The organism is Stieleria neptunia (assembly GCF_007754155.1).
Taxonomy (GTDB): Bacteria; Planctomycetota; Planctomycetia; order Pirellulales; family Pirellulaceae; genus Stieleria; species Stieleria neptunia.
This window is the reverse complement of record NZ_CP037423.1, coordinates 1,715,601-1,728,662: the sequence shown is the minus strand read 5'-3', so window position 1 is coordinate 1,728,662 and position 13,062 is coordinate 1,715,601. Positions and strand designations below refer to the sequence as shown.

The 13,062-nt window shown below is 60.5% G+C and carries 10 protein-coding genes; 1 reads left to right on the top strand and 9 read right to left on the bottom strand.

The window, feature by feature from the left end; genetic code table 11:
- Window positions 1-4: 4 nt before the first annotated feature.
- From scpA to bktB, 8 genes are all read right to left on the bottom strand, one after another.
- A complete protein-coding gene (scpA, locus tag Enr13x_RS06005; protein ID WP_145385175.1) occupies window positions 5-2,209 on the bottom strand; it encodes a methylmalonyl-CoA mutase in 2,205 nt (734 codons plus the stop codon).
- Window positions 2,206-4,341 (bottom strand): methylmalonyl-CoA mutase family protein, encoded by a 2,136-nt coding sequence (locus Enr13x_RS06000; RefSeq protein WP_145385174.1) that lies wholly within the window; start codon window positions 4,339-4,341, stop codon window positions 2,206-2,208. Before Enr13x_RS06000 ends, scpA begins: the two co-directional genes overlap by 4 nt.
- Window positions 4,342-4,411: 70 nt before the next feature.
- Complete coding sequence (gene mce / locus Enr13x_RS05995) at window positions 4,412-4,825, bottom strand: methylmalonyl-CoA epimerase (RefSeq protein WP_145385173.1); 414 nt, start codon at window positions 4,823-4,825, stop codon at window positions 4,412-4,414.
- 15 nt (window positions 4,826-4,840) lie between these two features.
- Window positions 4,841-6,361, bottom strand: a complete 1,521-nt coding sequence (locus tag Enr13x_RS05990) for an AarF/UbiB family protein (protein WP_231744387.1) — start codon at window positions 6,359-6,361, stop codon at window positions 4,841-4,843.
- 1 nt (window position 6,362) lies between these two features.
- Window positions 6,363-7,472, bottom strand: coding sequence for an alpha/beta fold hydrolase (locus tag Enr13x_RS05985; protein WP_197455829.1), 1,110 nt, complete (start codon window positions 7,470-7,472; stop codon window positions 6,363-6,365).
- Window positions 7,473-7,483: 11 nt separating this feature from the next.
- The gene (locus Enr13x_RS05980; RefSeq protein ID WP_095741928.1) at window positions 7,484-7,840 is read right to left on the bottom strand and encodes a hypothetical protein; all 357 of its coding nucleotides are present in this window, start codon (window positions 7,838-7,840) and stop codon (window positions 7,484-7,486) included.
- Window positions 7,841-7,919: 79 nt separating this feature from the next.
- On the bottom strand, window positions 7,920-8,663 hold the full coding sequence (locus tag Enr13x_RS05975; protein ID WP_145385171.1) for a 3-oxoacyl-ACP reductase family protein: 744 nt from the start codon (window positions 8,661-8,663) through the stop codon (window positions 7,920-7,922).
- Between the two features lie 52 nt (window positions 8,664-8,715).
- Window positions 8,716-9,897: a beta-ketothiolase BktB gene (bktB, locus tag Enr13x_RS05970; RefSeq protein WP_145385170.1), complete on the bottom strand. Its 1,182-nt coding sequence runs from the start codon at window positions 9,895-9,897 to the stop codon at window positions 8,716-8,718.
- Window positions 9,898-11,183: 1,286 nt separating this feature from the next.
- On the opposite strand from bktB, the gene Enr13x_RS37740 reads away from it, so the two are divergent.
- The gene (locus Enr13x_RS37740) at window positions 11,184-12,467 is read left to right on the top strand and encodes an SDR family NAD(P)-dependent oxidoreductase (RefSeq protein WP_197455828.1); all 1,284 of its coding nucleotides are present in this window, start codon (window positions 11,184-11,186) and stop codon (window positions 12,465-12,467) included.
- Here the strand turns inward: Enr13x_RS37740 and Enr13x_RS05960 are convergent.
- Window positions 12,464-12,961, bottom strand: coding sequence for a polyhydroxyalkanoate synthesis regulator DNA-binding domain-containing protein (locus Enr13x_RS05960; protein ID WP_145385169.1), 498 nt, complete (start codon window positions 12,959-12,961; stop codon window positions 12,464-12,466). The two genes, Enr13x_RS37740 and Enr13x_RS05960, sit on opposite strands and share 4 nt — an antisense overlap.
- Window positions 12,962-13,062: the final 101 nt, after the last annotated feature.

Below are 13,062 nucleotides of genomic sequence, written 5' to 3'. Positions count from 1 at the left end.
CCGATCAGGCATCTTGAGTCTCGACTGCTTCGTCCACCGTGAACCCGAGTCGATCGGCGAGGTCTCGAACCACTCGAATCGCCGCCTCGCTGATCACCGTTCCGGGGCCGAACACTTCGGCGGCGCCGGCCGCGTACAACGCGTCGTAATCCTCCGGCGGGATCACACCACCGGCGACAATCATGATGTCCTCGCGGCCCAGATCCGCCAACGCTTTGCGGAGTTCCGGGATCAGGGTCAGGTGACCGGCCGCCAACGAGCTGACGCCCACCAGGTGCACGTCGTTTTCAACCGCTTGCCGTGCCGTTTCGGCCGGTGTGCGAAACAGCGGGCCGATGTCCACGTCAAAGCCCAAGTCGGCGAACGCGCTGGCGATGACTTTTTGTCCACGGTCGTGACCGTCTTGCCCCATTTTGGCCACCAAGATTCGCGGCCGACGGCCTTCGTTGCGTTCAAACGCCTCCACGATTTGGCCCACTTCCGTTGTCATGGATTCACTCTCAAGTGCAGCGGCATAGACGCCGCGGACGGATTGCACGGGCGCTTCGTATCGATTGTAAACCTTTTCCAACGCCGCGCTAATCTCCCCCACCGTCGCTTTGGCACGCGCCGCATTGACGGCCAGTTCCAACAGGTTGCCCTGTTCGCTGCGCGCCGCTTCGGTCAATGCATCCAACGCCGCATCGACGTCGGACGAATCACGTTCGGATCGTAATTGTTTCAAACCCGCGATCTGTGACTTGCGCACCGCCGAGTTGTCGACGTGCAGCACACGCATGTCATCTTCGGTCGCCAACCGATACTTGTTGACGCCGATCAAGGTTTGTTGCCCCGAATCGATGCGGGCTTGGGTGCGTGCCGATGCCTCCTCGATCCGCATCTTGGGAATCCCGGCTTGAATCGCCTGGGTCATCCCGCCGAGTTCTTCGATTTCAACCAAGTGGCTCCAGGCACGCTGGGCCAAATCGTGTGTCAATCGTTCGACGTAGTAGCTGCCTGCCCACGGATCAACGACTTTGCACGTGTCGGTTTCCTGTTGTAAAAACAGTTGCGTGTTCCGCGCGATCCGGGCCGAGAAATCGGTCGGCAGGGCGAGGGCTTCATCGAGCGCGTTGGTGTGCAACGATTGGGTGTGGCCGTGCGTCGCCGCCATCGCTTCGATACAGGTCCGCGTGACGTTGTTGTAAACGTCTTGAGCGGTCAAACTCCAGCCGCTGGTTTGGCTGTGGGTCCGCAGCGACAAACTCTTGGGGTTCTTGGGGTTGAACTGTTTGATCAGCTTGGCCCAGATCATCCGGGCGGCCCGCAGCTTGGCGATTTCCATGAAATAATTCATGCCGATCGCCCAGAAGAAGGACAGTCGTGGGCAAAAGGCGTCGACGTCCAAGCCGGATGCGATGCCCGTGCGGACATACTCCAGTCCGTCGGCAAGGGTGTAGGCCAATTCCAAGTCCGCGGTCGCGCCCGCTTCCTGCATGTGATAACCGCTGATGCTGATGCTGTTGAATTTAGGCATCCGCTGGCTGGTGTACTCGAAAATTGAGGCGATGATCCGCATGCTCGGGGCGGGCGGATAGATGTAGGTATTGCGAACCATGAATTCCTTCAAGATGTCGTTCTGGATCGTGCCGGCCAGTTGTTCGGGTTTCACCCCCTGTTCTTCCGCGGCCACGATGTACAACGCCATGATGGGAAGCACCGCTCCGTTCATGGTCATCGAAACACTCATCCGGTCCAGCGGGATGCCTTCGAACAGCGTCCGCATGTCTTGGATGCTGTCGATCGCCACACCGGCCATGCCGACGTCGCCGCTGACGCGGGGGTGATCCGAATCGTAACCGCGGTGCGTGGCCAGATCGAAGGCGATGCTCAACCCCATCTGCCCCGCCGCCAGATTACGACGGTAAAACGCGTTGGAGTCCTTGGCGGTTGAAAACCCCGCGTACTGACGCACGGTCCAGGGACGCTGCACGTACATCGTCGCATAAGGCCCACGCAAGAACGGCGCCAGCCCCGGCATCGTGTCCAAGTGGTCCAGCCCCGCGCGATCGGCCGAGGTGTACAACGGCTGGACGGGAATCTGCTCGGGCGTCTGCCAGCGGAGTTGCTCCGCGCGGTCTGCGACCTTCGCTTGCCAGTCGTCGATCGAACCCGCGGCGCGGTGTTCGCTTTCGAAAGGCACATCGGAAAAGTTTGGAATCAAGGTCATCGTACCGGCTCTCCTTCTTCAATCACACCGACTTGTGTCAACAGACTGCGCAGCGTCTCGAGCACATCACAACGCATGAAGATAAAGCGGTCGACGCCCGCTGCTCGCCATGCTTGTTCATGGTCACCCGGGTTTCCCGCCAGCACGACCGAGCCGGCCCCCGCTTGTTTCAGTTTGGCCGCCGCCGCGGGAACCACGTCGGCGTAAAGTTTGTCCGAGGAACAGATCACGGCGATCGACGCGCCGGATTGGCCAAACGCCGTCGCGGCAGCGTCCGCGTCCGCAAAGCCTCCGCTGTCGAGCACTTCGAAACCGCCCGCGGCAAAGAAATTACTCGACCAGGTGGCCCGGCCGCTGTAGTGGGACACGGGACCGAGGTTGGCCAAGAACACGCTTGGCCGTTTGCCATGGGCGTCTTGCCAGGCATCGCAGGCGTCACGCAATTGATCAAACGGTTCCGCCAGGCGGTGCGGCTCAATCGCTGTGATCGATGGACTCTGGCCGCGTCCCAGTCCAATCGCGGCGGCGATCTGCCCCAACGTCGCTCCATCGGATGCCGCCGCAACCGCCGCGGCAACACGGTCCTCCGCCGCATCAAGCGATAGGCTTTGATGGGCGGCCGGTCGAGCATCGCGAATCCGATCGGCGGCCTCCCCGGCAAGGGAATCCAGGTCCGGTGCATCGCGAACGACGGGCTCTTCGGCGACGTTGGCGAATTCGCTGACGCCCGTGATCCCGCGTTTGCGAGTGGCCACATCCTTGGCCCGGGCCGCGGCGGTGGCCGCAATTTCTTTCGCCACCCAACCGCTGGTCAACGCCGACAGCATGCCACCCTGGCGTTCGGTTTCCTGGAAAATCTCCCACGCCTTGCCGGCCACGTCTTCGGTCAGCTGATCCAAAAACCAACTGCCGCCGGCCGGGTCGATGACGCGATGCAGGTGCGATTCCTCTTGCAACACCAACGCGCTGTTGCGTGCGACGCGGCGACTGAAGTCGCTGGGCAATCCGGCCATCACATCGAACGAGACCGACGTGATCGCATCCGCACCACCGATGCCCGCGGCGAACACCGCCACCGAGTTGCGCAACAGATTGACGTAGGGATCATGTTTGGTCAGCACGCGGTTGCCGGTTCGGGCATGAATTTGCATCGACCGAGAGGCTTCCGGCACGTCGCACGATTCCAGCACGCGAGACCACAGCCATCGCGCGGCCCGCAGTTTTGCGATCGCTTGAAAGTGCTCGGTGCCAAGGCTGAATCGGAACAGAATCTGCTTGGCCGCCGCTTCCACGTCCATCCCGGCGTCGGTCATCGCCCGCAAGTATTCCACACCCGTCGCCAAACTCAGCGCGATGTCCTGGGCGGCGCTCGCGCCGCCGTCATGGTACGGCGAACTATCCACGCCGACCGCAGTGACGCGTGGGTAATGCTGGGACGTCCAACGGGCCAAATCCGACAACTGGGACAGCGCCGACTGGGGATCCGACGGCAATGATCCCTGGCGGGCAAGTTCGCCTAGCGGATCGGCATTGAACGCCGCCCGCGCGGTTTCCGGCGAGACGCCGCGCCGCTTCCAAGTGGCCATCAGGGTCGTCGCGGCCGGAAAGTATGCCGCGCCGGCGTCCAACGCCACCGTGATCATTTCCAGTTGAACGTCACCGAGCAGTTTCTCCCAGTCGTCCACGCCGTAGACCATCACGCCATCGCGACCGACGCAACCGCCGCTCGCCGTGTCATCGGGATCGAGCCCCTGGCGGGCGGCTTGGTCCAGCCGGATCTGGATCGACGTCACACCGCCGCCGAGGTCCGCCAGGATCGCCTGGTTGCAGGCGGCCGGGCAGGGGGCGGTGAATTCCTGACGCAGATCCCAGCCGAATTGGACCGATCCCAGCGGACGTCCCCCGCGAACCCGGGTCGCCAAACCCGGGAAACCCATCGGGTCGTCTCGGCCACTGTCATCGCGGCGACTGTAGATCGGTTGAATGCCCAGCCCGTCATAGGTCTTTAAGACAAGCTTCTTTTCAAACGGCGCGCCGGCCAGCGCCTTGTCGACCAGCGCCCGCCATTGATCGTAGTCGACCGCAGGGAAATCATCTTGAATACTAAATTCACGGGGAAACGTAACCGTCATCGTGCTTTCGTTCAATTCGAGTAAAGTGGCCTAAGCTTGCGAGTGGCGAGCTCCCAGCTCGCCCCCTCCCCTAACTTCCACCAGCCGGTTCACAAAGTTCGGTCAGCACACCGCCGGAACTTTTGGGGTGCAGGAACGCGATCTGCATCTGATGCGAACCCCCACGCGGTTTTTCATCGATCATCCGCAAACCCGATTCTTGCAATTCAGCGATACGGGCCTGGATGTCTTCGACGGTGTAGGCCAAATGGTGCAAGCCTTCGCCGCGTTTTTCGATGAACTTGGCGACCGTGCTGTCCTCGGACGTCGGTTCCAGCAATTCGAGTCGAACGTCGCCGGCGCGGAAAAATGCGACACGCACCTTTTGGCTGGGCACATCTTCCAACCCTTCGAATTCCAATCCTAGCGCCCCTTCGTAAAAGGTTTTGTGGGCATCGATCGACTGCACCGCGATGCCGATGTGATTCAAAGACTTGACCGCCATTTTGATCATCCGTTGTTAATGGGAAACATTCATCGTGTTGGATGCCTTGCCTTGGCAACTTTCGATCGCGTCCAAGGCGTGACCGGTCAGGAAACTTGCCAACGCGGTGGGGGCGCCGAGCAGGGCTTGGGTTATATCGAAATTCGAAAGCTGTGTGGCAAAGCGATTGGAGAACGGTGGGTGGAACCAACGCTGGGGCAGTTCCACCGCGAAGTGTCGCATGAATTCCATGTTCAGTGTCCGATCGATCAATCCCGTCCGATCGCCGACGTCCATCACGACTCCCTCGAGTGCCAACAGCGATTTGCGCAGCAGCATCAAATCCTCGGGCACTCGCAATCTGGCCTGCTGGACCGCCTCGTCCAGCATCGCGACCAGCCAACTCAATCCGGGGAATCGACCGCGACGAACGCACGCGACCCATTTTTCGGCGACTGCCTTCAGTGCGGTTTCATCGGGCGTTTGCGGCCCCGCCAGTTCCGCCATCCGCAGGGCGACGCCGCGTGCATCGAGTGTCACCGCGGCCAGTGAGATTTGCACGATCATTCGCCTGACGTCGGTCCCCAATCGTCCGACCAGACTCCAATCCAGGATTCCCAGGCGACCGTCGTCGGTCAGAAACAGATTGCCGGCATGTGGATCGCCGTGAAAGATCGGGGCATCGCGTTTGGAAAACACCGGCGCCGCGATCAACGCTTCGCCGATCAACGCGGCAAGCTCCCGTTTTTCACGCCCGCCGAACAGTCCGTGGTCAGTGACCTTGCCGCCGCTGAGACGTTCCATTGCGGTCACGCGTTTGGTGCAGTGCTCCAGCAGTTCGGGGATCTGGACCCGTGGTTCATCGGCAAAAAACGCCTTGGCTTCCACCAGATGCCGCTGTTCGTTTTCCAACTGCACTTCGTCCAGCAGTTTGACGTGCGTCTGACTGAAGGCGTCTTCATAGTCGAGCTCGGGGATCTGCAACGCTTCGCAACGGCGATCCAATTGTTCGCCGACCTGTGTGAGCAGACGCAGTTCGTGATCGAGTTGTTGTTCGATACCGGGTTTGAGAATCTTGAACACGCCCGCGGTCGTCGTCGTGCCGTCAAGCGGCCGATCGCAATCAAACGGGACGACCACCGCGACGCTGGCTTCGGCAATCGCCGGTCCGAGCGTGATGCCCAGACGGTCCAGCGGCCCGAGTTCTTGGGTGATCGCCTGCTCGAGCACCGGTTGCGAAACCACCGGCGGTAGACTTTCCAACTCGCTCAAATAGCCACGCAATTCCAGCGGCAGACGTTTGTCACGCGCCAGAATCTGGCCGACCTTGTGCAACACCGGCGAACTGCGGGCGAGAACCCCCAGCCGCTGTGAAAACGACGCCGACGGTGGCAATTGGGCTTGAGCCCGCACAATCGCAATCTGTTGCTCCGGCGGCAGACCGCCCAGGAACAGACTCAACCCCTCCCGAATCGGACGCGAAAATTGCGCGTGTTCGGGAGGCAGGATCGACCGGAACGAGGCTTCATCGAGCAGGAATTCCCAACGGGGGATCATTTCAGCCACCCGACCTTTCCGACAGCCAGGCTTCCATGTGCGGCCAGGTGTTTTTCTCGGCGCCGCGTCCGGCCATGATGCCGATGTGCCCACCTCGCACTCGAAACAGTTCCTTGTCTTCGCTGCCCACCAAGTCCATGATCGACTCGGACTGGCACGGGGGTGTGATGTGATCGGCTTCGGCAATCACGTTGAACAAATTGGCTTTCAGTTTTTTCAAGTCGACCGTTTCGCCGCGCAGTTGCAGCGTTCCTTTGACCAGCTTGTTTTCTTTGTAAAGCTCATTGATCAACTGCTTGTACGCGCCACCGGCCATCGGGATGATGTCGCGGACCCAGGTGTTCATGGCGTGCCAGGCTTCCACGGTTCCGGGGTTTTCGATCTTGTCCCACAACATGCTGTAGCTGCCGAAGTAGTTTTCGATCGGCTTGAGCATCTTGGCGCCCGAATCGATCATCTCACCCGGGACGTTGCCTAGTTTTTCGACGATCGTGTTGGCATTAAACGCCGGGTTGCTGGACCAACGGGTAAAACCTCCGGCCTCTTGGTCGCTGAAGTCCAGTGGTGCGGTCAGCAGCATCAGGTTTTTCAGCCCATCATCGGGTCGCAGCGCCGCGTACATCGTGCTGATCAAGGCGCCCAAGCACCAGCCCAGCATGCTGAACTCCTCCGCCCCCGAAATGCTCTTGAACTTGCGAATCGCACGCGGCAGGTATTCCAGCGTGTAATCATCGAAGCACATGTTCTTGTCTTCGGGACCGGGTTCCCCCCAGTCCATCAAATAGAGATCGTAACCGTGCCGCAGCATGTACTCGACGAAACTGTGGCCGGGCCGCAGATCCAAGACGTGCGGCCGGTTCATGATGGCGAACACCATGAACAACGGCACCGGCTTGCGATCCTGTTCGGGTACGACCGGGATGTAGTGATACAGTTTGGCCTTGTTGAGCGTCCAAACCACTTCCTTCGGCGTTTGGGCGATTTTGGCGTCGGTGGTGAGCATCCGGTTGAACCGGTCCAGGTTCTCGGCGGCCCGATGCCAGCCTTCGCAAACGTCGGAGAAGGATGGCATGCCGGCGTCCACCGCTTGGGTCGATTCTTTCGTGGTCATGTCATTCCCCTTCAGTTGGTTGCTTGCGTGTCGTTGGATGAAGCCCCTTCGCTCAGACGTGCGTCGAGGTCGTCCAACCGCATTTCGATATTGGTCAGACGCTCGGCCAGACGTGTGATGTCATCGCGAGTGGGCATGTTCAGTTGAGCCATCGCCTGAGCCATGCTGGATTCCATGGCTTTGCGAAACGGCCCGCTGGTCGTCAGCCAGGCGTCCAGCATGGCGCCGGTCGATTCGGCGTAGGCCTCGGTATTGACGAAGTCCGTCATGATCTTCGACCACGATTCCATGTTGGAATCGCGCATTTGTTTCAGCATGCCCGTCGGATCGAAGGGGTCGAATGTTTGATTGTCTTTGGATTGCGACATCTTGGTTCTATTGGCTCCTATAAACTTCGCGAAAAAACCTCTTCGATCGTGGCGTCTGCTGCGACGCGCGCGGTCGGCCTTACATGAAGGCTCCACCATTGACGTTGATTTGTTGCCCCGTGATGTAGTCGCCGTCGGCGACCAGGAAGGTCACGGCTTTGGCAATCTCTTCGGGATGGGCAAATCGTCCCATCGGAATCCCACCGCGGATCTTGGCTTGAATCACCGGCGGGACCGCTTCAAACATGTCCGTGTCGGTGTACCCCGGCGCGATCGTGTTGACCGTGATGCCCGAGTGAACGAGTTCCGCGGCGGCCGTGCGGGTGAAAGCGATGATGCCACCCTTACTGGCGCTATAGTTGGCCTGGCCGATCGCCGGCAACTGACCGTTCATCGAGCTGATGTTGACGATCCGGCCATAACTTTGTGTCGTCATGATCGGGATCGCGGCCGAGGTGCAGAAAAAGCAACCGCCCAGATTCGTTTGAATCACTTCCATCCATTGCTCGTCGGTCATGCGGGGCAACATCGCATCGCGGGTGATGCCGGCGTTGTTGACCAGAATGTCCAGATGGGTGAATTCATCGGCGATCTTTTGCACCATCGCCCGCGCCGATTTGGGGTCCCCGATGTTGGCCTGCGCCAAAATGCACGTCCCCCCTTCGCGATTGATCTCGTCGGCCACTTCTTGGGCCTTGGCCTCATTGCTGGAGAAATTGATGGCGACCCTGGCACCCTCGCGGGCGAGTTCCAACGCGATCGCGCGTCCGATCCCACGTGACCCGCCGGTGATCAATGCCGTTCTTCCGTCGACCCTTCCCATTGTCTTGTGCTCCGTGTCAATTCAATTGTGATGTACAGTTCCAGTGATGCCGTTAGATGTGCTCAAAAATGGCCGCAATGCCTTGTCCGCCGCCGATGCACATCGTCACCAGGGCTCGTTTCTTGCCAGTCCGATTGAGTTCGTAGAGCGCCTTGATCACCAGGATCGCACCGGTCGCGCCGATCGGGTGGCCGAGTGAAATCCCGCTGCCGTTGGGATTCGTACGATCCATCGGCAGCTCCAATTCGCGGCACACCGCCAAGGCTTGCGAGGCGAACGCTTCGTTGACTTCAAAGACGTCGATGTCGTCGAGTCCAAAGCCGGTCTTTTCGAGCAGCTTGCGAACCGCCGGGACCGGCCCCATCCCCATGTACTTGGGATCCACACCGGCATAGGCGTAATCGACCAACTTGCCCATCGGTTTGAGCCCGCGGCTCTCGGCGACTTCCGCGTCGGCCAACACCAGGGCGGCCGCGGCATCGTTGATGCTCGAAGCGTTGCCGGGCGTCACCGTGCCTTCGCGATCAAACACCGTGGGCAGCCGCGCCAGCTTTTCGGTCGTCACGCCGTAACGCACCGTTTCGTCGACTTCAAACGGAACCACGTCGCGTTTGACCTTGATGTCGACCGGGACAATCTGTGCTTTGAAGTACCCGTGGTCGATCGCAGCCCCCGCCCGGCGGTGACTCTCCACGGCCAACGCATCCTGGTCTTCACGCGAGATCCCGTACTTCTTGGCGACGTTTTCCGCCGTGACGCCCATGTGACAGTCATCGAAGGGGTCGCTGAGCGCACCGACCATCATGTCGACCAACGTGGTGTCGTTCATCCGCGCCCCGAACCGCATCGCGGCAGAGCTGTACGGCGAACGACTCATGTTCTCGGCACCGCCGGCAACCGTCACATCGGCATCTCCCAACATGATCGCATGGGCCGCCGTGATGACGGCTTGCAATCCGCTGCCGCACAGCCGATTCAAGGTCAGCGCGGGCGTCTCATGCGGCAAGCCGCCTTTGATCGCCGCCACGCGAGCCAGATAATGATCATGGGCATCGGTATGGATGATGTTTCCAAACACCGCATGTCCGACATCGTTCGGCTTCACGCCCGAACGCTTCACCGCTTCCTTCACACACCTTGCGGCCAAGTCGCACGGCGGGGTGTCTTTCAAACTGCCGCCGTATCCTCCGATCGGTGTCCGCACGCCACTGAGTACCACCACTTCACGCGTCATCTCGCTGGCTCTCCTCTACAACACGTTGATAAACACGGCACCTTGATGATTCGCACCGAGTGCGGGAACAAGGACACCAGACTTGCCACTTCAAAGAATCAACTCCTCGGTGGGCAATGGCGTCAGCTTGAGCAAACGCTATACCAATCATGGGGGACGCACCGTGCCCGACAGCGTGAATCGACGACGGGTAAACCCGCAGACACAAGCGATCTGCAAACACGCATTCAAGCGCACTGGCGCGCGGAATCATCCAGACTTTCTAGCCATTGATCGGTACCTGTTCCGACCGATTCCGATCAAACTGTGCGGTGGCGTGGCGCTCGCGATGTGCGTTCCGTTGTTTCGTGCGTAATCGCTCGTTTTGTGGCTACCATCGCACGCTCTGCAACGTCGCTCTGCCACTCGCCGTCACCAGCGGTCCATGTGGTGCGCTCCGCGGGTGGCGCTGCGCAGACCTCCGGCGACTCGCTGAATTCCCCCCAGGATCCTGAAATCGCTGCCGCTCTCCCGTCGGACGTTGGCACCGATCGGGGTGCTACTTGTTAGCGGCAGGGCGCGAGCGGGCTATCGATTGAGTCGGGTTCTGCTGAGTTAATGGTGAGCCGCCGGCCGTAAGGCCTCGGGCAGGCGCCGGGATGCCCGGCCGCTTACGCGCCCGCGGCTCACAAAACCGACAGCCCGCGAGCCCTCCGGTCTTGCAAGCTGCTCCCAAGCCCACACCGGACGGCTCGCGCCGTTCCGCTAACACCTTCCATTACTCCTTGGAACGCAAGGCCGGGTGTGGCCGCTCGCCACACGCCGACGGCGGCCAGGAGGCGGGAGCCTCCATGACAGTGTGTTCCCAGGCGGAGCCCGGGAACAAGGGACAAGGGATGCAAGGCAATGGTGAGCCGCCGGCCGTAAGGCCTCGGGCAGGCGCCGGGATGCCCGGCCGCTTGCGCGCCCGCGGCTCACTCAATCGACAGACCGCTCGCGCCGCTCCGCCGGACCGTTCGGTTGTAGCGGCGGAACAACACGAATCGGAACTTTTTGCGCCGCCGAAAATCTTCCGCCGCTGCACCCGGCCCGCAAGGCCGTCGAAAGTGGGCGGTATGCAGCGCCCGGGTGTGCAACCGCACACTTTTGACGCAGCTGCGCTAGAGCGTTTTGCCGTTTTAGCGTGTTTTTTGCCGCGGCACGACGTTTGCACGCTGCCACTTTGCTGCGATTGCAGCAATCGGGCGTTGCAAGGAGCCTGTTTGTCCTTGGAATAGCACCACCACTGATATCCCGGAGGCTCTCCTATGTTCAAAACAGACAGCAACGTGCTTGATGTGATGCTCCAAGGCATGCGTCAAGCCACCGAAGCGAACTTCAAACTGCAGCAGGATCTGCTGCGGGGTTGGACGCGTTATTGGCCAGGCTTCACCGCTCGGCCCGTTGCCCCGATGGTGGATCCAGAGAGCGGGCTTGCCAACCCGATCTCCGCAGCCGCCCTGCGTCTGGCCAAAGCCCAACGTCAGTTGGCGATGCAACGCTATGACGGCGCGCTGGCTGCGATGGACTCGGTGCTGGGGCTCACCGAAGAGGCCGAGGCGGGCAGTGCTGCTCCGGCATCGGAAACGCCAACGAAGACTGCAGTGCCACCGTCCGGTGCAGTGCAACCACCAAACGAAACGACCAACACCAGCGAACAGGGACAAACCGAGATGATCACGAAAGCACCCGAACCCGAACTGCAAGCAGCCCCGGAACTGCCGATGGGCGTTTACAAAAACATCCGTGAAAAAGTCGCCGTCGTGACCGGTGCGGCCAGCGGGATCGGTGAAGCGGTGGCGCGGGAATTAGCTGCCCGCGGCGCCAAAGCCGTGATGCTGGTCGACCGCAGCGACAGCGTCCAGGAGTTGGCCAAGTCGATCAACGAGTCGGCCGGCCGTGAAGTGGCCGAAGCGAAGATGGGCGACACGACGGACGAGGCATTCCGCAAACGCGTCTTCAACGAGGCGGCTGAAAAATACGGCATCGTCAGCATCTGTGTTCCGGCAGCCGGGATCACCCGTGATGCGCTCGCCGTGACGATCAACAAAGAGACCGGCCGGGCCCAGATCTATCCGACGGAAACCTTCCGCCAAGTCACCGAGGTGAACTTGATCGCGCCGATCTATTGGGGCATCGAGATGGTGGCCCGGATCGCCGAAGATCGCCGCCAGCGTGGACTGAAGCGTTGGGATCCGGACGAGCTGATCCAAGGCGTTGTCGTCTTCCTGGGTTCGGTGTCGTCGCAAGGGAACAAGGGACAGATCTCTTACGCCGTCGCCAAAGCGGGCTTGGAAGGTGCCGCGGCGACGTTGACCAAAGAAGCGATCTTCCACGGCGTCCGCTGTGGCATCATCCACCCCGGATTCACCGACACTCCGATGGCCCGGGCGTTGGGACAAGATTTCTTGGACAAGAACGTGTTGCCCTACACCCAGCTGCGACGACTGATCAAACCCGAAGAGATTGCCGATGCGATTTGCTTCATGATCTCCAACTCGGCGGTCAGCGGCGAGCTGTGGGCAGACGCCGGATGGCACGGCCCCGCCTAGTCGTCTTCGGATTCCAACTGTTCGATCCGCTCTTCGAGCTGCTTCACGCGAAGCGCCAGTTGAGCGGACTCGGACGACGGAGGGTTGGCCGGGTCGGCCTTGTTGGTCGCCGAAACATTGTCCAACCAGGATTTAATCCACTGCATGGGAGCCAGAGATGTGGCGGCAGGATTGTGCCGCCGCAAGTAATCGAGATAGGTCAGAGAATGTCGAAAGTAGTCGCCGAAGAAGCCCGACATCAGGTCATTGGACCGAAGAATGAAATGCAACATCTCGGCGGGAAACAACGAAATTTTATCCGGATGCCGTTCCATGATGATTTGAATCAAAACCGCTTGGGTCATGTCCTCGCCCGACTGACTGTCACGGATCTCCACCGTGTGGCCGTCGATCACCATCTCTTCGATGTCCCTGAGTGACACGTACTTGCTGGTGTGACTGGCATAATAACGGCGATTGGGATACCGCTTGATCAAGATCGGTTGGTCGGTCATCAGAACCGTGATCCTCCCGGACAACAAAGCCACTTAGAAAAACTGCAGCGTTGTTACCGCTGCAGGGACGTCCGCCGGACCGATCGTCCGACAGGCATCAG